The sequence below is a fragment of the Paraburkholderia madseniana genome (genome assembly GCF_009690905.1).
Lineage (GTDB): Bacteria > Pseudomonadota > Gammaproteobacteria > Burkholderiales > Burkholderiaceae > Paraburkholderia > Paraburkholderia madseniana.
The window spans coordinates 24,981-46,999 of the sequence record NZ_VOSW01000014.1 but is presented as its reverse complement, the minus strand read 5'-3'; the positions used below and the strand labels follow the sequence as shown (position 1 = coordinate 46,999).

Sequence of the window (22,019 nt, the reverse complement as noted above, 5' to 3'; positions counted from 1 at the left end):
TGTCAGCGTGCGTCGAGGCAGCGCACGCACATCGCCCGCGCTTGCACGACGGACAGGCCGCGGCAAGTCATCACGACCGGTGCGCGGGAACGGCAGGTGGAGGTGCTGTTGCGGTTCGTGCGCAAGCCGGTTTCGCCGGCGGGACGCTGCGCTGCGTTTTGCATTGCAAGCGGCGCGCTTCGCAGGCCCGGGCTACGCGGCGCAGCGGGAGCGTCCCGCACCACGGGTATCGGTTGAACGGCGCCGCCCTCCGATTGGACCCGTGCGTTCGAGACGACGCGGCTCACGTAACCCGTTTCGAACCCGGTCGTGAAATTGCCGCTGTAGTAACACGACAGCGCCGCGCGCAGCGCCTGCTGCGGGTCCGGCGTCGTTCCACGCGAGCGGGCAAAGCATTCGGTGAGGACGGCGGCGCCGGCGTGCAGGTTGCGGCACGGCTCGAAGATCGACTCGACGGTCTCGCCCGCGCGCGCGAAATTGCGGTTGTTCACTTGCGTGAGACCGACGCTGTAGCTAAAGCCTTGCGCATCGAGTTCGCGTGCGGTGGCGAGCGCCACGGCGAGCGTCGCCGGCCGGCGCTGCAGATGCCCGCCCACGACGCCGATCGCATACGGATTGAAGCCCGATTCGGTGCGCACGAGCGCGGCAAGCGTTTCACGATCGACGTTCGGCGCACATTCGCGGGCGAGGGTCGAGAATGTGTCGCCAGCGTTGGTCACGCTCTGCGCGGGTGCGGAACCCGAAGCGGCCAGCGCGCACAGGAGGGCGAGCAGCGCGTGCCATAGCCATGCGCCGGGCGCCGTTTTCATCCCGCCACCCGATACGACAACACCAGGCCGTGCACCAGCAGCGACCAGCCGTCGAGCGCGACGAACAGCAGCAGCTTGAACGGCACGGAGATCGTGGTCGGCGAGATCATCTGCATGCCGAGCGCGAGCAGGATGTTGGCGACCAGCAGATCGACGACGATAAATACGATGTAGATCACGAAGCCAATCTGGAATGCCTTCGTCAGTTCGGCGAGCGTGAAGCTCGGCACGAGCACCAGCAGATCGTCGTCTTTCAGGCCGTCGGCGCGGTTTTTCGGCCAGACGCTCGTCGCCGTCTTGACGAAGAACTCGCGGTCGCGCAGCCGCGTGTGCGAGACGAGGAAGTCCTTGATCGGCGGCAGCGCGGAATCGGCCAGCGTCGTCACGTCGGCGACCGACAGTTGCCCCGACGCATCGAAATGCTGCTGTTGCAGACCGTCGCGGATCGTCATGCCGACGGGCGCCATGATGAAGAGCGAGAGGATCAACGCGATGCCGTTGAGCACCATGTTCGGCGGCACCTGCTGGATGCCGAGCGCGGAGCGCAACAGTCCGAGCACGACGACGAGCTTGGTGTAGCTCGTCACCATCAGCGCCGCGAACGGCGCAATGCCGAGCGCGGCGATGACCGCGACCAGCGCGACGGGATTTGGCAGATTGCCCATCGCCTAGCGCTCGCGTGCGTTGTGCGGCGCCGGCGGATTGATCGCGGTGACCCGCACGCCGAGCTTCTGCCCGACCGCGATCAGGGTGCCCGTGCCGATCAGCATGCCGTTCGCGACAAGATGGATGACGCTCTGGTTGATGCCCTGTTCCATCTCGATCACGGCGCCGGGCTGCAGCGCGCCGAGTTCCGCGAGCGGCATCGAGCGGGACGGCAGCTCGAAGCCCAGGTCGATGGCGAGCGTGTCGAGCTGGCGCGCGCCGGCTTGCTGCGGCGCGTCGTCGGCCGCACCGGCCGCCGACGTGGCCGGCGCGGGCGAGTTGTCAGGCGATTGTGACTGTTCCAACGGCATCTCCTTGATTCGTTCGACGACGATTCGGTTGCCTGTCGGGCGCCCCTCGATTTCCCATCCGGGTGTACCAGGTACGCGCGCCGAGCAGAGCAGGTTCTGACCTTTCGCGCGCCATCGCTCGATCGCGATGATGTCGCCGCGCACGACGTCCGAGAGTTCCGCCACCGTCAGTTCGGTGCGGCCGATTTCAAACTTGAGCGGCACCGGCAGTTGCGCGAAGGTCGTACTCGCGCCGGCAGCCGGCGCCGGTGCGCCGCCGAAAAACACGCCGAGCGCATCCGGCGTGTCGAACGTGAGGGCGCCGTGACAGCGCCAGCCGTCTTGCGCGCGGCTCAACTCGAAGCAAAGCGCGGCCGGGTCCGTCCGCCAGCCGCGCGCGGCAAACGGTTCGGACTCGTGGCCGGCGGCCGCAGCGGGCGCGTTAAAGGGCTGGCCGACGGGCGGTGGCAGTAGTTCGACGTGCTGCCGCGTGAGTGCCTGCAAGCCTGCGATCATGCCGGCGCACAGGTCCGCCAGCAGCGCGCAGCGCAGCACGGGGGGCACGGCTTCGTGCGCGGCGTCGCCAAGCCATGTGTGTTCCGCGAGCGTGTCGATCCATAGCGTGCCGTGCGCCGGCCCGACAGCAAAACGATACGCGCGCGCGTCGTCAGCGGGCGCGGCATGTGCGCGCCATGCGAGCTGATACGGCGTCGTGCCGATCGTCACAGCAAGCGGCGCTTGCGCGGTGTAAGCGCGCGTGAGCCCACGTGCCGCCGCCGCGGCGAGGCGCGGCAGGAGAGGCGAAGCGTCGAGCGCGGAGGGTGTCGCGAGTCCGGCGGGCGGCATGACCGCGTCGCGTCGCATCAGCGAACCCATTCACCAGGGGTGGTCGGCTCACCGGAAAGACCGCGTGCGCGCGGCAGGATCGAGTTGTTCATCGCGGAAGCCGGCGGAAGGAGAACGGATCGTCAGTAGCGGATCAGCAGGTTCGACAGTCGATTGTATTGACGGTGCATGGCGTCTGCGGCGCGGCAATTCGTAGTTTCAGGACGCTGCGGTGCGCGGGTGTGGATTGTGTCTACGAAGTTGTGTCTCCGAATATAAAAACAGCACTGTGCATTTATACAGTATTTGATCGGGATGCAAGTCAATCGTCGGATGTCGTCTCGGGCGCGGGCGCCGCGGAGCCGGCGGCGGAGCAGCCGATGCCGGGACAGGAGGCAATCGCTCGGGCGCCGGATCGTGTGTGTGAGAGCGCACTTAACTTTGGCGGGGAACGGCGCTTACTGGGCGCGTTAGTACTGTCTGAGAAAACGAGCATGCCATTCGGTAATCCAACCCTGACGCGAGACGTTAACCGCTATCAGCGCTTAGAACAATGAAACCTGTCATTTTCAATGGGCATTTTGGCTGGCTGCATCCGGCCGACGGTAACAAGGGTGTGGTGCTTTGTAACCCCTTCGGGCACGAGGCAATGTGGCTGCATCAAGCGCTGCGCGAACTCGCGCAGCGTCTGGCCGCACGCGGCGTTCCGGTTTTGCGTTTCGATTATCGGGGGACAGGCGATTCCATTGATGGCGAAGGTCTGGTGTGTCCCTCCGATTGGGCGGACGAAGTTATCGAGGCAATCGACTATTTGAGGAGCATCACCGGCATAGAGCGGGTTTCCCTCGCGGGGTTTCGCTTGGGCGCAACGGTCGCTGCATGGGCGGCGCGCAAGCGCGAAATCGAATCGATCGCCATGCTCGCACCGGTTCGGTCGACGCGTCTTTTTTGGCGCGAAATGAACATCCTGAATCAGACCTGGAAACAGACCGCAGGTGTTGGCGCAGACCATGAGCAGACGCAGCCTGGGGCGCGGGACATCCTGGGCCATAGGGTCAGTGTGCAGGCGCTTGAAACAATCGGCGACCTCGACCTGTGCAACGAGGCACAGGTACCCGCGCAGCGGATCCTGATCGCTCACAGCGGCCAGCGCGACGGCAGTCACCAGCTCGTTGCCCACTATGAACGCAATGGCGCCTGCGTGGAGTCTGTAGCCTTCGAGAACTACACACAGGTACTCCAGACCGCATGGCTGACCGAGCTCCCGGAATTACTGCTGAACAGGGTGGCGGACTGGTTGTCGGAGGGGGTTGAGCGGTGCATCCGGGCGCCGGCAGTGTCGGTTGATGCGAGCCCGGTTCTCGTCAGCACGTCCGCCATGGAATACCCGGTGCACGTGGCGGGCGGGCGTGTTTTCTGCATCCTGTGTGAACCTGCCATGCGGCGCACAGCGCGTGAGCACACGCCCGTGCTTCTAATCGCCAATACGGCCGCCACGCATCACGTCGGCGACGGACGTTTTGGTGTGGAGCTCGGACGGGAACTCGCGAAGCGCGGTTTCGCGTCGCTGCGAATCGACGCCGAAGGGCTTGGCGACAGTTGTTCTGCGGCACGCACCGGCGGTCCTGGCCAAACGGTCCTCGATGCGATGGGGGGGGATCTGTCCCGCGCGGCGGATTGGCTTGCCGGACGCGGTTACCGAGACGTCGTAGTGTTCGGCATCTGCGCGGGGGCATACGCGGCGTTGCAGGCGACGAGACTGAACCGCGCGGTGCGTGGACTCATTATGGTCAATCCGGTCGCCTTTGTCCTGCCGGACGGATGCACGATGCAAGGCGCGGCCGAGCGTAGGCCGGGGTCGCCGCGAGTCTATCTGCGCTCCATGATGCGCGCCGGGAAGTGGCTCGAGGTGATCCGCGGCCACGCGCGGCTTGGACCCGCCCTGCGCACGATGTGGCGACACGCAATTGCGTATGTACAGGACATGGTGGCGGCCTGGAGTGGCGAAGTGCTGTGCCCGGCGACGGAAAGCCACGAGGTCCGCAAACTGTTTCAGCGACTGGACGCGGACGGTGTTCACGTTCGCCTGCTCTTTAGCCCGCGGGACCATAGCCTCGGCGAACTTCATATGCACTTTGGTGTGAATGGTCGCCGTTTGAAAAAGCTCTCGCGTGCGCATGCACTCATTGTTCGCACCATGGATCATGAGGTGCTGAGTCGAATTGCACGGGAAGATGTGATAGCCGTATGTGAGGAGCTGCTACGCGCAGTATTCCATAGCGCCGCCACAGACGACAAAGTCTCCCCTGCAACGAAAGCGGTCGGCGCCGCAGTTGCATCGCGCCCAGCTCATGCCGGCATCGGCGCTGGAAAAAATAGAAGCGCGAGTCGCGAATCGGACGTCCCAGCAAGTTCTCCCCGGGCCAAAAACTCGGCATGACGCGACACAGTTCTGTCTAGCGCGGTTCAACCGCTTGCGCTTTGCTCCATTGCGTCACTTCGGACGCGTTGCTGTCGAGCCAGCTGGAAACGGGCACGACCTTGCCGTGACAAATCACGATGAGCGCCATAGCGACCGCGGCGAACGGCGTGGAGTCGTGCATCGAGAATTTCCCGACTGAAAAGGTGCGGACACGTGACTGAGCCATCAGGCTGCACGTCATGCCGGCGATAAGCGTGCCGAGCAGCCATCCGGTCACGACTTCGGCGGTTGAATGCAAGCCCATGAGGACCCGCGATACGCCGATCGCTAATGCGCAAGCGAGGCCGAAAAGATAAGCCAGCGCAATAGTGCGTGGTTTCGCCTGAGTCGCGCAGAGGCCAAAAGTCGTTGGATAGACCGCGCTGGCCAGCATGGAATGACCGCTGATGACCGCAAAGTTCAGCGCGGGTATTTCGACCCCCCAGGCTGCGTGGGCAATCCGGCTTGCTGCGACGGCCAATACTCCCAAACTAAAACAGCACGTCCAGGCAAGCAATGGTCGCCACGCCCGCGTCGCTGCAAGCCACAGCATGACGACACCCGCGAGGAGCGACGTCAGGTAAGGATCGCCGAAGTTGGTGACATAAGATAGCAGCCGCACAGTAACTCCTTATGTCAGACAGATCATTTGTCTAGTTAGAAACTAATTGCGCGATTTGGTGCGACCTGGCGCAATGGCATTCCGCGCAATCCGGCGCTACGCAAGCGGGTAAATGCTGCGCTCAGCGGCCACACTACCCAGAGCGTTCGCGCCTGTCACACGCCGTTCAATTTTTTTCCATATAACATGGCTGCGTGACTCGCAACGCGCGGCACGCAACCCACAGGGACCGACCCGCTATGTCGACTCGCTCGGTGCGCCTGGTCATCATCGCAGCGCTGCCAACTGCATATCGCGATCTCCAGTGCGACCCCGGCGTTTCCTGTTGATTGATTAGGAATGCGGTGATTCGCGCCCAGTTGGTCAGGCGCACGGCGCCAATAAGAGCGATAGTTTGGCGGATGTTGATGCGCATAATGGACAACCCTAAGTGGCGTGAAAAAGGTGTAATTCGTCTTATTTTATTAAAGCTTCCTACGGAGTCTGGAAGCTGCGTGTTTTGTCTGATAGTTAGCACCTGAGTTGGTGACGTACAACCTACCCGACCAGTCGACAAGAATTGCTGTTGCGTGGAAGTCGATTTTATTTACGGATCCGCATACGACAATTTCAACAATCCGCATACCAAATGGGGTGATAGTCCTGGCAGTCCTGGGTAAAGGATCATCAACAGGAAAAGGTTCCGATTTGGACAACCAATCTTATCGATCGTTAGTTTATGTGTCCCGTTCACCCGAGCGGAGTCTGTGCGACAAACTCGGACAACGTGGCTGGGAGGTTGCGCCGCTGAGATCCGGTCGGGCGGCCAGGGCTTATCTCGCCGCGCACCATCCAACCGTAGGCGTGTTCGACTTCGCGAGCGGCTTCTCGTCACGCGAACTTGCCAGTTTCCAATCCTGCTTCGCCACGGGGGGGATAGGCTGGGTCGGCATCCTCGCCGTGCCTCAGCTAACGAACGAACTTCAGCGCAGTGTGATCCGACGGTATTTCTCACGGTTTGTCACCGTTCCTTATGAGCTCGACAGCCTTGTCGATACCATTGGGCATGAGCATGGCATGATGGTACTCAGCACGGAACCAGATCCGCTCACGGTTGACAATGAAATGGTCGGTACCTGTCGTACGATGAAAGAGCTGTTTCGCGCCATAACCAAAGTTGCGAACAGCGACGCACCCGTGCTGATTTCCGGCGAGTCGGGCACGGGTAAAGAATTGACGGCCGTGGCTATCCACAAGCGTTCGGTGCGGCGCAATGGCCCCTTGGTAGCAATCAATTGCGGGGCGCTTCCCTATCATCTCGTGCAATCCGAGTTGTTCGGGTATGAACGTGGAGCCTTCACGGGTGCGTTCCAACGCAAAATTGGCCGCATCGAGGCCGCGCACGGCGGGACGCTGTTCCTCGACGAGATCAGTGATTTGCCGTTCGAAAGTCAGTCTATCGTGCTGCGTTTTCTGCAGGACAGGAAGATTCAGCGGCTCGGTAGTACGGAGTCCATCGATGTGGACGTGCGGATCATTTCCGCAACTAATGTCGCGCTCGAAAAGGCCGTCGCCGAGCAAACGTTTCGCGAAGATCTCTATCACCGGCTGTGTGTGCTGCGCATAGCGGAGCCACCGCTCAGGGAGCGTGGCGAGGACATCGAGGTACTCGCATATCACATACTGGAAAAATACCGCGCCGACGCCGCTCATCGGATCCGCGGATTCTCCGGTGAAGCGATTAAGGCGATGTACGCGCATAGCTGGCCCGGTAATGTTCGCGAACTCGTGAACCGCGTCCGTCGTGCGATCGTGATGTCGGATAGGCGCGTGCTTGGCCCGGCCGAGCTGGAACTGGACTATCTGTTGAGCGAAGGCGACAACACGCTGACCCAGGTGCGCGAAGCCGCGGAACGAAATGCCATTGCAGCGGCCCTGCGTCGTCATCGCGGCCGGTCACTTCACGCAGCACGCGAGCTCGACATCTCGCGTGCGACACTCTACCGGCTAATGGCGAACCACGACGGCCGTGCGCATCGGGACGGCATTGCCGCTTCCACGCGATGCCCGGATGTCCCCGCCGCATGCGACGCGGAACAGGAAGCGTGGGAGGATCGCTACGCCAAAGTGGGCAACACCCGGCGCAAAGATTGAGCGCGTCAGGAATGCATGCGTCCATAGTTGTCCTCGAACCTGACAATGTCATCTTCGCCCAGATACGTACCGGACTGCACCTCGATCATCTCAAGCGCTGTCTTGCCCGGGTTGCTCAGGCGATGCACCGTGCCGAGCGGAATATAGGTGGACTGATTTTCACTGAGCAGGAAGGTCTTTTCGCCGCACGTCACCTGCGCTGTCCCGCGAACGACAACCCAATGCTCTGCCCGGTGGTGATGCATCTGCAGAGACAGGCTGCCGCCCGGCTTGACGACGATACGCTTCACCTGAAAGCGATCGCCCGAGTCCAGCGAATCGTAAAAACCCCACGGCCTATGCACCATGCGATGGTGATCCGCTTCTGAACCGTGCTCAGCACGAATACGTGACACGACGGACTTGATCTGCTGGGCGCTCTGCTTGTCCGCGACGAGGATCGCATCCGCTGTTTCGACGACTACTACGCCGTTCAAACCAACGCACGCAATGAGACGACCTTGGGAGTGCACAAAGGTGTTGACGGTGTCTTCGAAGATGACCCGGCCGCGCGCCACGTTTCCACTCGAATCCTTCGGCATCATCTGCCAGACGGCATCCCATGAGCCGACATCGGACCACGACGAATCCATCGGCACAACAACGCCGCAGGTGCCCTTACATTCGCCGAGTCGTTCCATGACACCGTAATCGATCGATTCGTCAGGACAACCGTCGAAGTCTCTCGCAGCGAGATGCACGAACTTGCCGACCAGTGAACGGTTGCGGTGTGCGGCCTCGCAGGCGGCGTAAATCGCCGGGTGCAGCTCATGGATAACCGATAGCCAGACCGAAGCCCGGACAACGAAGATGCCGCTGTTCCACCAATATTCGCCGGACCGAACGTACTGCTCCGCAAGCTCACGGTGTGGTTTTTCGACGAACCGGTCGATGACGAAGCCGTCATCGCTTCCCAACGGCACGCCTACCCGAATGTATCCGTAGCCCGGCTCGGCGTGGCGGGGCACGATGCCGATGGCGACGACGGCGCCGTCGGCGGCATAGTGCGCGGCGCGCGACACGGCGCCCTGGAATGCGGGTGCGTCGGGGACAACGTGATCTGCAGGCATCACAACGAGCACGGCATCCTTGTCCCCGGCGACCGCCTCCAGCGCCGCCGCAGTAAGCGCAGGCGCTGTGTTGTGTGCTGAAGGTTCAAGGAGAATGCGAGACGGTTTGCCGCACTCGCCTAGCTGTTCCGCACTGATGTGGCAATGATTCTCGCCACACACTAAAAGCAGGGTGCTGGAAATCGGCCACAACGTTTCAAGGCCATCAAGGCGTCGTGCGGTCGTGGCCAGCAGGGACTCCTCACCAATCAGCTCGATGAGTTCTTTCGGATATTGCTCGCGGGAGAGGGGCCACAGTCGCGTGCCGGCCCCGCCCGCCAGAATCACCGGCTGGATCGATAGTCGCTCGTCAGTCATGGACGTGAACTGCAGCAGTTTCGATTGAGGCGCAAATGCGATAGTCATCCGGCGGCTCCGTTTTAGGTGGGCAAGCCTTCGTCATTGCGAAGGGTCTCGCCCTGATTCAGACAACGAAGTGGTAACGGGGACACCATATGTCGGTAACAGGAGCCTCTCTGTGCGGATTCGAACTTAACGGTTTGCGACGTGGTTATGTAATACGCGAAGCATGGTTAGCCACGCTAATCCGCGCGTCGTTTAAAGTGATGATTCGTATGATTAGAAAGAGGAACGCAGGATAGCGAATTAATCATCAAGACGTGATGTCTGGAGTTTAAGCATGGTTCAGAACTGAGACACTTTTGGTTCGAACTCGGCAGTTCGGCGCTGCCCTCTCTCGCGCTCGCGGGGCGTATTGCGAACCCTATCTTCCGCCATAGCCCGCAGGGCGTACGTCTATCTCGAAACGCACCGCGTCGCAGCAATTATTGCGCCGCGCCACAGAAATTCGCTGAGCCCGCAAAGTTGTTCAGATATGAGACGGTTCGCGGACCGAATCCGGCGCCCGATCGACATCTATTAATAAAGTCCTTTAAAAACAGTCGTTTGAAACGTATGGCACGCCTCTGGCTAAAGAAGGAATGCCCATGGGGTAATGCCTTCGGGCATTTCTACCGGGCACTTCAGTGGACTATCGCAGTGCAGTAATTTTTAGGCGGTAAACCGTTGCCCTCACACTCTGCATGCCTTTTGGTGTGCTAAGACCGGCAGGAAACGACCATGCTCGACTTTACGAACTATCCATTCGCGAATCACCTGCTAGCCGTCGTACCGGAGCCCGAGATGGCATTGATGGCTCCTCACCTCAAGCTTCAGCGACTACGCGCTGGTGAATTACTCTCGGACTCAGGCGAAACCGTCAAACACGTGTATTTCCCGACTACGGCGATTGTGTCGATGCTCTTTCTGATGGCGGACGGCGCGACTGCGGAGGTGGCCGCTGTCGGTAACGAAGGCGTGATCGGCGTTCCGGTGTTGATGGGCGGCGCGACCATGCCCAACCGTATCGAAGTGCGCAGCGGCGGCTATGCCTACTCCATGAGCGCCCAGATATTCAAGCGCGAGTTCGAGCAGCATGGCCCCGTGCATAAGCTGATGCTGCTTTACATCCAGGCGTTACTCACCCAGATCGCTCAGAATGCGCTTTGCAACAGGCACCATCACATCGTCAAGCAGGTGAGCTCCTGGCTCCTGCTCACCCATGATCGGCTGAAGTCGGACGAACTGGTCGTCACCCAGCAACTGATCGCGACCATGCTCGGCGTCCGTCGCGAGGGCGTGACGGAAGCGGCGGGCAAGCTCCAGGACGCCGGACTCATCAGCATGCGTCGTGGTCACATTACCGTACTCGACCGCGAAGGTCTGGAAGAGCATGCCTGCGAGTGCTATGGGATCGTCAAACGGGAATTCCGCCGGCTGCTGCTCGCTAGTGCGGCAGAGAAAGAAGGGGCCACACCGATTGCCTCGCCACCGCCCGTGTACCGCAGAGACAGGGAGCGCGAACGCCAGGTGGTCTGTAGCGGACGTTGACGTCTGAAAGTCACGTGGCGGCGCAGCACCCAGAGTCAGTTGCCGCTTTTGTCATGATCGCGCGTTCGCAGCACGGCCGCCAGCCAGCGCCACGTCATGCGCTTGCGGAACGGGGCCCGCCGCACGTGCCGACGCACGTCGGCAACCTGCCGTCGGGCCTCGACTTCGTCGTGCGATAGCGCGCGTTCCGTTCGTTCATCGGTGCGCCGCGCCGCCACGCATAACGATACGGCAAAAATTACCGCAACGATTTCGAGTATGGCAAGGATGGTCAAAAGGCGCATGGCGTCCACGAAAAGTCGCGCTGTGTCGCGCGGAATAATGGGTTGACAGTCATAGTGTGACATACGGCTCGGGCCGGGCATTTTTGAAAGAACTGCCAATATTCGCCGCTATTCGACGAATAGCCCGTGGTCTGCGATCGGGCGGTGGCCGGTTACGATTCGGCATCCGAACCACTTTGTAGTGATCCTGATGCGGAGTCGCCGGAAGGGGCTGTGTTCGCATTCGCACATTGCTCATGATTTGGGGCGGCTACAGTCACTGCGCAATGTATTCCCTCCTCCTCTTACGACGATGCTTAGACGCAGCCTGCTCGCCAACTATGCTGGCCAGATTGCTACCGTTGCGCTCGGCATCGTCATGGTGCCGGCGTACGTTCGATATCTTGGCGTCGAAGCGTATGGTCTGATCGCGCTCAATGCCGCGTTGCAAGCGTGGGTGCAGATATTGGATCTTGGACTTTCGCCCACATTGTGTCGCGAACTTGCGCGCGCGCAGGATGAAGCATCAAGGAAGGAGGCGAGTGTCCTCCTGCAGTCACTCGAAAAATTCGTGGCGGCCATGTGCACGCTGCTCTTCGTGCTTTCTTTGCTGGTGGCACCGTTCTTTGCGAAAGACTGGTTGCACGCGGCGGGGTTGCCTGCGCACGAAATCGAAAGCGCGTTTGTCTTGATGGTTTTAACCGCTTCGTCGCGTTGGCTTTCTTCGGTCTATCGAGCAGGCATGGTGGGCATAGACAGGCAAGCCACGCTCAACGGAGTGGTTGTGGGCTTTGCCGTCATCCGGGCTGCGCTCGTTGTTCCCGTCATCGCGAGGTGGCCGCAAATCGACGTTTTTTTCCTGTGGCAACTGGGCGCAATTGCCGGCGAAAGTCTGGTCATGCGATTGCTGCTTGCCCGCGTGATAAAAGCGCCGCTACTCACGCGAACGTTTTCGCGCGCCGCATTATCGGCGCGCGCAAGATTGTCACTGTCCATCGCGTTCTCCGCGCTCGTGTGGGCGACCACCACGCAGATCGACAAGGTCATTCTGTCGAAGGTTCTGTCTCTGCAAGCATTCGGCGTATTTAGCATGGCCACGCTTCTCGCCAGCGGTATCCTGCTGCTGGCCAATCCGGTCCAGCAGGCGTTTATTCCGCGCTTTGCCGCCAACGGCGTGGGCGATAGCCGGAACATCATACCGAGCTATCTGCTCGCGAGCGAGATCACGATGATCGTGGTCATTCCTGCTGCAATGATCTTTGCGATAGCGCCTGACCTCGTTCTCAGGCTGTGGTCAGCGAGCGCGCCCTCGACGCCGGAAGCCTGGCGTGTCCTGCAGTGCTATGCGATCGGTAACGCATGTTCCGCTATTGCGGAGTTGGCTTTCCTCGTGCAATGCGCGCAAGGAAATCTGTCCCTGCAGATCAAGGGTAACGTCGCATTCCTGGTGATTCTCGTACCGGCCGTTTTCCTGGGTTCGCTCAACAATGGGGCAGTCGGCGTGGCTTACGCGTGGCTTGCGTTAGGTCTGTTCCGGGTGCTCGTCTGGGTCAGTATCGTGCACCGCAAATTCCTGCCAGGTATCAACGTGAGGTGGTACAGGGATATGGTCGCGCGCACTGTGGCGACGGGATTAGTAGGCTTCGCATTTCACTACACAACCCTGCTTCGCGCATCTAGAACTCAGATTTTCGTTTTCCTTCTCCTCATGTGGCTGTCAATGATGGTGGCCGCCGTGGCTGTCTCACCGATCTCGCAACGCAAAGCGCGCAGTCTCGCCGGGCGTCTCGTCTTCAACTGAACGCGTTGCATGTTCTCTTCGACGCGATCGTCGGTGACGTCGCAAATTCATCGTTCAGCCGGAAGGCCTTCTGTGCGAATCCGAACCGAAGGGTAGCAAGGTGCCGCCTAGGATCGGCAGTAATGGCGCACTGCGGCATGACCGTGCCACGGTTGCTGAACCGTTCAATCATGGAGGTATCGCGATGCGGGTTGCAATTGTTCATGAATGGTTAGTGACATTTGGCGGGTCCGAACGCGTGGTTGAACAGATGCTCGAATGCTTTCCTGAAGCCGATGTCTTTAGCTTGATCGACTTCATGGATGATCGTGCTTTTTTGAAAGGGAAGAGGGCGACGACCTCGTTCGTGCAAAAGCTGCCGTTCGCCAAACGCAAGTACCGTAATTATTTGCCGCTCTTTCCGCTAGCGATCGAGCAGTTTGACCTGTCTGCTTACGATCTCGTTCTTTCAAGTTCGCATGCCGTTGCGAAGGGCGTGTTGGTAGGACCCGATCAACTTCATATCAGCTATGTTCATTCGCCCATCCGCTATGCGTGGGATCTGCAGCATCAGTACCTGACGGAAGCGAATCTGCTGAAGGGCTTTCGTTCGTTGTTCGCGCGCGTCGCGCTGCACTACATACGCACGTGGGACGTGCGTACGGCGAACGGAGTCGATACGTTCGTTGCCAATTCGGACTTTATTGCGCGCCGTGTCAATCGTGTTTACCGCCGCGATGCGACAGTCGTTTACCCCCCGGTAGACACCGAAGCGTTCGAGTTAGGCACGCACAAGGAGTCGTTTTACGTCACGGTCTCCAGAATGGTGCCGTACAAAAAGGTGGATCTGGTAGTGGAGGCCTTTTCGGCCATGCCTGAACGTTCGCTGGTGGTGATCGGGGACGGTCCCGATATGGAAAAGATCCGTTCCAAGGCGGGACCCAACGTCGTAATCCTGGGGCATCAGCCCTTCCCCGTCCTCAGGGACTACCTGCAGCGTGCGCGGGCATTTGTATTCGCTGCAGAGGAAGACTTCGGCATCTCGATTGTGGAGGCACAGGCATGCGGCACCCCTGTGATTGCGTTCGGTAAGGGCGGGGCGTGTGAAACGGTGATCGACGACACACAGCCGCAGCCGACGGGTGTGTTCTTCGACGAGCAGACAGTCGAATCAGTGCAAGCTGCGGTACGCAGATTTGAAGCGAGCGCCGATCAATTTTTGCCCGACAGTTGTCGCGCCAATGCGGAGCGGTTTTCCGAGGCGGCTTTTCGTCGGGGGTTCCTCGCAGTCGTCCTGAAGGCCATGGAATCGCACCGGAATTCTCGCGTCTGGCGCAAGCTCCGTGCGTCAATTCGACCGCCGGTGTGCGCCATGGCAGTCGAAGAAGAACCGGCGGAGTTTGGCGTGACTTCGCTTCCATCCTAATCGGTCTGGAAGGTCTGCCGGCTGCTCAACACGAGGAAATGCCAAGTGAACTCAACCATCAGAATCGAATACGCATCACTGCCTGAACTGGGCGTCACTCCATTTCCTGCCCTGACGAATAAAGTCGCACTGGCGGCCGCGGACATTGTTGGCTTTACTGTGGCACTCCTGGTGACGAATCGCGTGCTGGGCAGCTTTGTCGCCGAGTCGCAGAAGAGCGTGTGGTCGATCTTTTCACATCAGCCCATGCTGATCTACCTGGCGCTAGCCTGTATTGGAACCGTGTGGTTCTGGGCGAGGTTGCGGCACTACTCCTGTCGCAGGCCCATGTGGCGTGAGCTCCAGGAGATTTTCCGGATGTTGATCGTGCTCGCGGTCATTCATCTGGCGCTTACCGCGCTGGCCAAAGGTACGTTTTCGCGCGGATGGTGGGCCTTGACCTGGAGCGGCGCCCTGATCTGCGTGCCCGTGTTCCGATCGGTGACAAAGCGCGCACTCGACTGGGCAAACCTGTGGAAAAGGCCGACGCTCATTGTCGGGTGTGGGGAAAGCGCGTTGGAAGCCAGGCGGGCACTGTCGAACCAGTCGTTTCTGGGTGTGGACGTGATCGCCTATGTCGCGCCGGACGCCCAGGCTGCTGTGGACAAAGAGGCGATCTTTGTCTCGGACGCCCCCATTCTGCAGGGCATTACCCCCGCGACGTTCAGATCGTTGCCTGGCATACAGGTTGTGATAGCGCTGGAGCACGATCACCGCGCTTTGCGCGATATGTGGGTTCGTGGACTCACGAAGTACGGCATTCGCGACGTCACTGTGATGGCGTCAATGCGTGGCGTGCCGTTATGCGGTACCGACATATCGTACTTCTTCGGCCATGAAGTGATGATGTTGCGCGTGCAAAACAACCTCGCGCGTTTTTCGGCCAGAGTTCTCAAGCGGAGCTTCGACGTCGTGGTGGGAGGATTTCTGTTACTCATGCTGCTGCCCATCTTCGCGATCATTGCGGCCCTGGTGGCCAAGGATGGTAGTTCTGCGTTTTTTGGGCACACGCGTATCGGACAAAACGGCAAAAAATTCAACTGCTACAAATTCCGTTCGATGGTGCCTGACGCCGAGAAGGTGCTGAAGGAATTGCTCGAACGCGATCCAGTCGCAAGGGCCGAATGGGAGAAGGATTTCAAACTGAAGGACGATGTCCGGATCACGTCAATTGGTGCGCTACTGCGCAAAACAAGCCTCGACGAATTGCCGCAGTTGTGGAACGTGCTGCGCGGGGATATGAGCCTTGTGGGACCGCGCCCGGTAATCGAAAAGGAGATCGTCCGGTACGGTGAGGAATCCGCTTACTATTTTTTGGCAAAGCCGGGCATGACGGGTCTCTGGCAGGTGAGCGGTCGCAATGATACGGATTACGCGCGGCGCGTTTTCCTGGATGCGTGGTATGTGAAAAACTGGTCGCTTTGGTACGACATCATGATCATGTTGAAGACGGTCGCCGTGGTGATCCGGCGCGACGGCGCATACTGATCTACGGGGTGCGGATACCGGCGCCGGCTACTCGGACCGACGACATCGTAGGTTACTGTCGATCCGCAATGAGGTAACGGGGCATCGGGCCCACTCGCCAGTCGAAGCTTTGTGCGGTGATCGTTACAGGCGTATCGACACCTTGCCAGTCGCGCTGAACATATCTTCCGGCCGGCAGGTGTAAGGAGGCCGTACTTTCCTTGCCATCGGTGGTCCAGCCGACGACGACTGGATCATCGGTTCCGTACTGATACGCCTTGACGCTCTCCGCGTCGACTAGCGCCTTTGCCCAGTTACGCTCGCCGACCGTGCTGCTCAATACGGAAGCAGCGACGAACGCCGGTTTGGGCGTCAAATCGTGGTGCAGCAAGCCAAAGTTGTGCTCGATGTTGTTGACGTCGGTGCCATCGTCGACAAAGTCGTACCAAAACACCACCTTGACCGTGCCATAGCGCCGCGACAGCAAATAGGTGCGCACGAGATTGGACGCCTGCGTTGCTTCATCTTGCCCCGGGTCTTTAGGATTCACAGGCCAGCCTAACTCCGTCACCCAAATCTGTAGTGGTCGCCCATCTGCTTTCACATTGTCTGCAGTCAGTCGTTTCAGGTAGGGCCACACCGTTGGAATGCTCACGAAATCGATCGGCGCGCCCGTGGCTCGATAGCCTCTCTCTGGCGTATTGGGCGGCATATAGGGATGTACGCTAAAGCCGTCCTGGTCGTTCAGCCCTCCGCCCTTCATCAATCCAACAATGCAATCACCCCCCGGGCCGCCGCCCGAGCCGCCGCCGCCGCAGGAAATCACGGATGCGTCCGGACTGCGTTGCTTGATGGCGCCGAACGTGTCCTTCAAAAGGGCAAGGTAGGTGGGGTAGTTGATCTTGCCGAAATCCGGCTCGTTCCAAACCTCCCAATGCTTAACCGTCCTACCGTACCGGGCGACCACAGCATCAACGTATCGGGCAAACCGCGCCCGGGCCTCGGGTGACTGCGGAAAGTTCGATTGCGAAAAGAGCGCCGGGTATGCAACCGGGTTACCGTAGTCGAGAACGACTAAAGGCGAAATACCGAACTGGGCACATGCGGCAAGGTACGTATCGAAACGCGCGGGAAAGTTAAAGCGTCCTGGCGTTCGTTCGATTGCCTCCCAATAGAGTTCGTCTCGAATCCACGAGAACCCGGCCTGCTTGACGAGCGGCAACAGTACCGAAGGCGGCGGTGTGCCGCCCTGAGCAAAATGGGTGACGACACCGAAGTCGGAAGGCCCCACGTCGTCGCGTTTCGTGACGACGGCCAGCGTGGTCGCTGTCTTGTCGAGCGTTTCTCCATCCGGCGATTTGAAGGTCGCGTCGACGCGGAACAAACCAGAGCGCGGTACGGCTATGCCGACGTCGATCGCCTTGCCTCCCGGTATGTCGCTGATGGCTTTCTGGTACGTGGTGAGCGCAGCCGGCATCAATTTGCCGTTGCTGTCATAGGGGAACACGCTGACCGTTAACTTTGCCTGGCGCATATCGTCCGGCGTCGCGACGACGAACCGGACGATCTTCTTTCCGTTTATCGGCATGACTAGTGAGCCCGGCGGACTAGCGAGGCGTATCTGAAACTGAGCATATGAGGCGCTCGAGAAAGCCAGAAAAAAGAATGCGGACAGCGTAGTGCGCCGGAGTAGGGATGGTTTTAAAAGGCTTCGATGGAGGTGAATCGTCAGCATGGGATCATCCTCGTTGGATCGCTCGTGGAAATAGCCCGTTCGGTTCGACGAGCAAAGATGCAGGTGCTGAGAGGCCACGCGGGACGCCGCTTTTTCTGGGCGACAGGCCAGACCAAAATAGGGTGCGCGGCTCCACTCATCAGTACGGAATCGAACTTTCAAAGCGGTCGGCTGCGCGCTTACGTTTGCCGCCGGGCCTTGTGTGTGAAACCGTACTGAGGGAGCTTCCCGCAAGATTGCTTAATGCAGCCTTGGGATGGCTGGCGACCGGCTTCGGCACCCGCACCGTCTGGCACGCCGGAATGGTGCGACAAATCGGCAGGCGACGTAATTCGAACGTCGCGGGCGAAACCTGGGCGCACGGCGCTGCGGTCTCAGGATCATCTGGGGAGATATCTGATGGACGAGTTTGCGGAGCGATCCAACACTCATCGGAAAGTTGTTTCCGTTCAGACGGCGACGCCAACCGACGCTGGCGCGATGCAAAGTCGCAACTGGCCGGTACCCTTTGCGGGGTTTGCAATTAACGGCAAATTCGCATCGCAGCGGATCACTGGCGTGCAACGCGTTGGCTATGAACTGGCGATGGCGTTTCAGCGACTGTTTCCCGAGGACACCGACCTCCCGTTGCTACTTCCCGTTGACGCGCGCACGGACGTCGCGCTGCCGAAAGCAAAAACGGTCGGGCGCTGGTTGAAGGGTTCTTCGTGGGAGCAACTTGCGCTGCCGTTCGCGACCGGCGGGCGAACACTGCTTAGCCTCTGCAACATGGGGCCGTTGTTCGCACGTCGTCAGGTGGTCATGATGCATGACGTGGCGGTCTACGATTTGCCGGAAAACTATTCCTGGAAGTTCAGACTCTGGTATCGCTTCGCGTTTTCAATCTTGAAGCACAGCGCCAGTCACATCGTGACGGTGTCGGAATTCTCGAAGAAAAGAATCATGGCGCGTCTCGGGATAGACGCGTCGCGTATTTCGGTCGTCTGGAATGGCGTGGACCATTTCGACAGAATCGCGGCGGACAAGTTGATTTTGTCACGGCTGAATCTACAGCACGACGGTTATGTCCTCGTGGTCGGCAATCTGTCAGTAGGAAAAAACCTTGCCCGTGTGCTTGCCGCAATCGAGCACCTGAGTGAGCGTCACGACTGGAAGTTTGTGGTTGTCGGCGGGTGCGATTTGCGGATCTTCAATCCTAAAGCCAAGGTGGGCTACGACCTCTCGGAGAACATCGTCGCCGCCGGCTTCGTATCGGACGGTGAGTTGCGTGCGCTGTATGAAAATGCGGCCTGTTTTGTGTTTCCCTCGCTTTATGAAGGCTTCGGCTTGCCGCCGCTCGAGGCGATGTTGTGCGGTTGTCCGGTGGTTGTATCGCGAGAAGCCTCGCTGCCGGAAATATGCGGCGATGCCGCGGTCTATTGCGACGCGCGCTCTGTCGAAGACATCGCCGACAAAGTGGCGCAGTTGATGGGCGACGCAGCGCTGCGCGACGTCTGGCGCGCACGCGGCAGAGAGCATGCGCGCCAGTTCCGGTGGGAGCGCTCCGCACGTCAGTTGCTGGATGTTCTCGAGCAACAGCTCGGGGCGGGCGGGGCCGCTCGCCCGGTTTGCGCACCTCCCGTCGCATCAAGGTTTTGACTTGTTACGCTTGCCTGGTAGCCAGGGATCAGGACCGCAACCTGAGCCTCGGTGCGATTCCGAACATAGCGTTTCATATGCCACCAAGTACTCTTGCTTGGTGGAGCGCACCGCGCTTGCTTGACAAGAGGCAGGCATGCAGCAATACAGAGTCTTGGTTATCAACGATTTCGAGCAAAAGGGCGGGGCGGAGGTCGTCTATCGGCAGTCCGCTGACCTTCTACGCGCAATGTCCGGCGTGGAAGTGGAATGCTTTGACGTCAGTCGATTCCAGGGGAGTTTGTCGTTGCTATCCAGATCGTGGAACCTGGCGGCCGCGCGCGCGCTCAAGCAAACCCTTGGCACCTTCCGGCCGGATAGGATTCTTGTCCACAACTACCACAATGCTTTATCAGCATCGGTACTCGGCGTGATCGCTCGATACAAGCGAGAGTTAGGTTACGCTGCGTATATGACATGTCACGATTTTCATCTTATCTATTACAACCCGACGCTGCACTACATGGTGAACGGCAATATCGAGCATTTGACGCTCGACGCGTTGCAAACGGGGCATGTCTTGATGTTGCGCGTCAGCGCAAAAGGCGCAATCCATGACATCTTTTCGAAAGCCTACTGGCATACAGTGCGCGCGGTGTACAAGCCAGAGCGCATCTTCGATCGGATAATTTGTCCAAGTGATTTCATGCAGGAGGCTTTGCATCGCAGAGGGATCGACAACACGGTGGTCCTTTACAACCCCTCGGTCGTCGGTGTGACGAACAAGCCGGTGAGCGTGCGCGATCGGGAGCGCTTCAGCCTTGCATTTGTCGGACGCGTTGTACGCGAGAAGGGTCTCGCGGAATTTATCGCGCTCGCGAGCTCGATCGATTTTGCGCGTATCGAGCGCATAGGTGTTTTCGGCGACGGTGCCGACCGCGAAGAGATCGAGCGACGATATGCGCCGCTGGTCGAGTCGGGAAAGCTTGTTTTCTTCGGCAGCCTGCCGCAGGACCGGTTGTTCTCGGAACTGCGACGTTTTGCCGATGCGATCGTCCTGCCGTCAATGGGGATGGAAGTCGCACCGCTTGTCATTGTCGAGGCGGCAATGCTGGGGTTGCCCACGCTGATCCGGGAGGGTGCTCATCGGTTGGATTTTGGCAATGCCGTCGGCAGCAAGATAACGTATCGCGATGACCCTGAAAGTCTTCGAGCGGCGCTTGATGGGCTTGCCGCGCATCTCGCTACGCCGGAGCGGCGTTACGACGTTAGCCCATTTTTGCCTCAGTGCTATGCGGAGCGGCTGGCACATATCATGCGGATGACATAGACCCAGACACGGACCGCCGGCAGCACGCATGGCAGGCAGTTCCATAGGTGACGGTGGTCGAAAACTATTTAGCATATCCAAGCGTAGAAAAGTCGATCGGGCAACTGCTCTGTGGTGGATGCGCGCGTAACTCGCACACCATCTCCTCCTGCATTCAGAGAATCGGTGAATAACCACGGACTGACCCACTATGGCGCACGGAATATTGCGGAACATGCTGGCACTGTCGGTCTTGCAAGTGGCGAATATGGTGCTGCCGCTCGCGACGTTACCGTATCTGTTCCGCGTGCTGGGTCCCAACCATTTTGGCGCCTACGTTTTTGCTCAGGCGGTGGTGACCTATCTGGTCCTGCTCGCCGACTACGGCTTTAACTGGTCAGCTACGGGTGAGATTGCAAGGGTGCAGAACGACCGCGACGCTGTTTCGAGAATTTTCTGGAAAACGCAGGTGGCCAAAACGCTGGTAGCGTGCGTTGGCCTTGCGCTTCTGGTACTTGGCGTTTTGCTGGTGCCGAAGTTCATTGAGATTCGGCCCATCATATTTGCGACCTTTCCGTTGGTGATCGGCACCGTGTTATTTCCGCAATGGCTCTTCCAGGGTTTGGAGCGGATGTCCTTTGTCACCATATCAACGTTGAGCGCACGCTTGCTTGTCATACCCGCTACCTACCTCCTCGTCCACTCGCCCGACGACACGTGGCGAGCGGCGCTCATCGCATCAATGAGCACCGTCGTCGCCGGGCTGATCTCACTGACGCTGATCGCGCGCATGAGATTGATCTCGTTCTGGCTGCCGGGCGTAAGCGATGTTATCGGAGCCTTCAGGGACGGATGGCACGTGTTCATGGCGACCGCTGCAATCAGTCTTTATACGACGACGAACAGCGTGTTGCTCGGATTTCTGGCGGGCAACGTAACGCTAGGTTACTTTGGTGCCGCCGACAAGATTCGCAACGTGGCGCAGTCCCTGATCGCGCCGCTCAGCAACGCCATGTATCCGCGCGTCAATGCACTGTTTGCCGAGGACACCGTGAAGGCCTATGCGCTCGTGCGCAAGGCACTTTACGCGATGAGCACAATCATGTTCGCCGTATCGGTGATGCTCTGGGCGCTTGCTCCATGGATCGTTCGCATCGGTATGGGACCTCAATATGCGCCGGTGGTCGACGTTTTACGGTGGATGGCGTTTGTGCCGTGGATGGTGGCGCTAAACAATGTGCTTGGGCTCCAGATGATGCTACCGCTCGGCATGAAGAAAAAATTCAGCGAGATCCTGCTGGGATCCGGTGTGTTCAACGTCGCGCTGTTGGTGCCGCTTTCGATTCGTTTTGGGGCGCAAGGCGCAGCGATGTCGATACTTGCGACAGAAGCGCTTGTCACCGGCTGCATGGCGCTTTACCTGGTTAAGAAAAGAGTTCCGATTTTCCTGGCAAGGGCATCGACTGACTAATGCCAAATGCACGAGTTTGTTAAAAGGAG

The 22,019-nt window shown here is 59.5% G+C and carries 16 protein-coding genes; 9 read left to right on the top strand and 7 right to left on the bottom strand.

The features are described 5' to 3' along the window. Positions 1–2: 2 nt before the first annotated feature. Genes FSO04_RS09705 through sctQ form a run of 3 tightly spaced genes read right to left on the bottom strand, consistent with a single transcriptional unit; the run spans position 3 to position 2,668 of the window. Positions 3–809 carry a lytic transglycosylase domain-containing protein gene (locus FSO04_RS09705; protein ID WP_154559482.1) on the bottom strand — a complete coding sequence of 269 codons (807 nt, stop codon included), beginning with the start codon at positions 807–809 and terminating at the stop codon, positions 3–5. Continuing rightward, entirely contained in the window at positions 806–1,474 is a 669-nt protein-coding gene (sctR, locus tag FSO04_RS09700; protein WP_154559481.1) for a type III secretion system export apparatus subunit SctR, read from the bottom strand. Before sctR ends, FSO04_RS09705 begins: the two co-directional genes overlap by 4 nt. Positions 1,475–1,477: 3 nt before the next feature. Further along, positions 1,478–2,668: a type III secretion system cytoplasmic ring protein SctQ gene (sctQ, locus tag FSO04_RS09695; RefSeq protein WP_233464795.1), complete on the bottom strand. Its 1,191-nt coding sequence runs from the start codon at positions 2,666–2,668 to the stop codon at positions 1,478–1,480. Positions 2,669–3,182: 514 nt separating this feature from the next. Between sctQ and FSO04_RS09690 the strand changes: the two genes are divergently transcribed. Continuing rightward, positions 3,183–5,069: an alpha/beta hydrolase family protein gene (locus tag FSO04_RS09690; RefSeq protein ID WP_154559479.1), complete on the top strand. Its 1,887-nt coding sequence runs from the start codon at positions 3,183–3,185 to the stop codon at positions 5,067–5,069. Positions 5,070–5,085: 16 nt separating this feature from the next. On the opposite strand, the gene FSO04_RS09685 is transcribed toward FSO04_RS09690, so the two are convergent. Next, entirely contained in the window at positions 5,086–5,643 is a 558-nt protein-coding gene (locus FSO04_RS09685) for a phosphatase PAP2 family protein (RefSeq protein WP_154559478.1), read from the bottom strand. 756 nt (positions 5,644–6,399) lie between these two features. Between FSO04_RS09685 and FSO04_RS09680 the strand changes: the two genes are divergently transcribed. Then, positions 6,400–7,845, top strand: a complete 1,446-nt coding sequence (locus tag FSO04_RS09680; RefSeq protein WP_154559530.1) for a sigma-54 dependent transcriptional regulator — start codon at positions 6,400–6,402, stop codon at positions 7,843–7,845. A gap of 5 nt (positions 7,846–7,850) precedes the next feature. Here the strand turns inward: FSO04_RS09680 and FSO04_RS09675 are convergent, their stop codons facing one another. Continuing rightward, positions 7,851–9,359 carry a mannose-1-phosphate guanylyltransferase/mannose-6-phosphate isomerase gene (locus FSO04_RS09675; protein WP_325063517.1) on the bottom strand — a complete coding sequence of 503 codons (1,509 nt, stop codon included), beginning with the start codon at positions 9,357–9,359 and terminating at the stop codon, positions 7,851–7,853. A 714-nt stretch (positions 9,360–10,073) separates the two neighbouring features. Between FSO04_RS09675 and FSO04_RS09670 the strand changes: the two genes are divergently transcribed. Then, entirely contained in the window at positions 10,074–10,883 is an 810-nt protein-coding gene (locus FSO04_RS09670) for a Crp/Fnr family transcriptional regulator (protein WP_154559477.1), read from the top strand. 35 nt (positions 10,884–10,918) lie between these two features. Here FSO04_RS09670 and FSO04_RS09665 read toward each other — a convergent pair whose 3' ends face one another. Further along, positions 10,919–11,176: a hypothetical protein gene (locus tag FSO04_RS09665; protein WP_154559475.1), complete on the bottom strand. Its 258-nt coding sequence runs from the start codon at positions 11,174–11,176 to the stop codon at positions 10,919–10,921. Between the two features lie 283 nt (positions 11,177–11,459). On the opposite strand from FSO04_RS09665, the gene FSO04_RS09660 reads away from it, so the two are divergent. From FSO04_RS09660 to wbaP, 3 genes are all read left to right on the top strand, one after another. Next, the gene (locus FSO04_RS09660) at positions 11,460–12,947 is read left to right on the top strand and encodes a lipopolysaccharide biosynthesis protein (protein ID WP_154559474.1); all 1,488 of its coding nucleotides are present in this window, start codon (positions 11,460–11,462) and stop codon (positions 12,945–12,947) included. A gap of 184 nt (positions 12,948–13,131) precedes the next feature. After that, positions 13,132–14,352, top strand: coding sequence for a glycosyltransferase family 4 protein (locus tag FSO04_RS09655; protein ID WP_154559472.1), 1,221 nt, complete (start codon positions 13,132–13,134; stop codon positions 14,350–14,352). A gap of 45 nt (positions 14,353–14,397) precedes the next feature. Then, the gene (gene wbaP / locus FSO04_RS09650; protein WP_266239599.1) at positions 14,398–15,879 is read left to right on the top strand and encodes an undecaprenyl-phosphate galactose phosphotransferase WbaP; all 1,482 of its coding nucleotides are present in this window, start codon (positions 14,398–14,400) and stop codon (positions 15,877–15,879) included. A gap of 52 nt (positions 15,880–15,931) precedes the next feature. Here the strand turns inward: wbaP and FSO04_RS09645 are convergent, their stop codons facing one another. Beyond that, positions 15,932–17,593 (bottom strand): glycoside hydrolase 5 family protein, encoded by a 1,662-nt coding sequence (locus FSO04_RS09645; RefSeq protein ID WP_154559471.1) that lies wholly within the window; start codon positions 17,591–17,593, stop codon positions 15,932–15,934. A 480-nt stretch (positions 17,594–18,073) separates the two neighbouring features. Between FSO04_RS09645 and FSO04_RS09640 the strand changes: the two genes are divergently transcribed. The 3 genes from FSO04_RS09640 (at position 18,074) to FSO04_RS09630 (ending at position 21,990) form a co-directional block, all read left to right on the top strand. Next, positions 18,074–19,231, top strand: coding sequence for a glycosyltransferase family 4 protein (locus tag FSO04_RS09640; RefSeq protein ID WP_233464794.1), 1,158 nt, complete (start codon positions 18,074–18,076; stop codon positions 19,229–19,231). 136 nt (positions 19,232–19,367) lie between these two features. Beyond that, complete coding sequence (locus FSO04_RS09635; RefSeq protein ID WP_154559469.1) at positions 19,368–20,540, top strand: glycosyltransferase family 4 protein; 1,173 nt, start codon at positions 19,368–19,370, stop codon at positions 20,538–20,540. Between the two features lie 214 nt (positions 20,541–20,754). Next, positions 20,755–21,990, top strand: coding sequence for a flippase (locus tag FSO04_RS09630; RefSeq protein ID WP_233464793.1), 1,236 nt, complete (start codon positions 20,755–20,757; stop codon positions 21,988–21,990). Positions 21,991–22,019: the final 29 nt, after the last annotated feature.

What these genes read in the sequence shown, in the direction of transcription:
- sctR (WP_154559481.1), bottom strand. Translation starts at nt 1,474, where the DNA reads ATGGGCAATCTGCCAAATCCCGTCGCGCTGGTCGCGGTCATCGCCGCG.
- FSO04_RS09645 (WP_154559471.1), bottom strand. Translation starts at nt 17,593, where the DNA reads ATGCTGACGATTCACCTCCATCGAAGCCTTTTAAAACCATCCCTACTC.
- FSO04_RS09685 (WP_154559478.1), bottom strand. Translation starts at nt 5,643, where the DNA reads ATGCTGTGGCTTGCAGCGACGCGGGCGTGGCGACCATTGCTTGCCTGG.
- FSO04_RS09630 (WP_233464793.1), top strand. Translation starts at nt 20,755, where the DNA reads ATGCTGGCACTGTCGGTCTTGCAAGTGGCGAATATGGTGCTGCCGCTC.
- FSO04_RS09705 (WP_154559482.1), bottom strand. Translation starts at nt 809, where the DNA reads ATGAAAACGGCGCCCGGCGCATGGCTATGGCACGCGCTGCTCGCCCTC.
- sctQ (WP_233464795.1), bottom strand. Translation starts at nt 2,668, where the DNA reads ATGCGACGCGACGCGGTCATGCCGCCCGCCGGACTCGCGACACCCTCC.
- FSO04_RS09660 (WP_154559474.1), top strand. Translation starts at nt 11,460, where the DNA reads ATGCTTAGACGCAGCCTGCTCGCCAACTATGCTGGCCAGATTGCTACC.
- FSO04_RS09655 (WP_154559472.1), top strand. Translation starts at nt 13,132, where the DNA reads ATGCGGGTTGCAATTGTTCATGAATGGTTAGTGACATTTGGCGGGTCC.
- FSO04_RS09690 (WP_154559479.1), top strand. Translation starts at nt 3,183, where the DNA reads ATGAAACCTGTCATTTTCAATGGGCATTTTGGCTGGCTGCATCCGGCC.
- FSO04_RS09675 (WP_325063517.1), bottom strand. Translation starts at nt 9,359, where the DNA reads ATGACTATCGCATTTGCGCCTCAATCGAAACTGCTGCAGTTCACGTCC.
- FSO04_RS09670 (WP_154559477.1), top strand. Translation starts at nt 10,074, where the DNA reads ATGCTCGACTTTACGAACTATCCATTCGCGAATCACCTGCTAGCCGTC.
- FSO04_RS09635 (WP_154559469.1), top strand. Translation starts at nt 19,368, where the DNA reads ATGCAGCAATACAGAGTCTTGGTTATCAACGATTTCGAGCAAAAGGGC.
- FSO04_RS09640 (WP_233464794.1), top strand. Translation starts at nt 18,074, where the DNA reads ATGCAAAGTCGCAACTGGCCGGTACCCTTTGCGGGGTTTGCAATTAAC.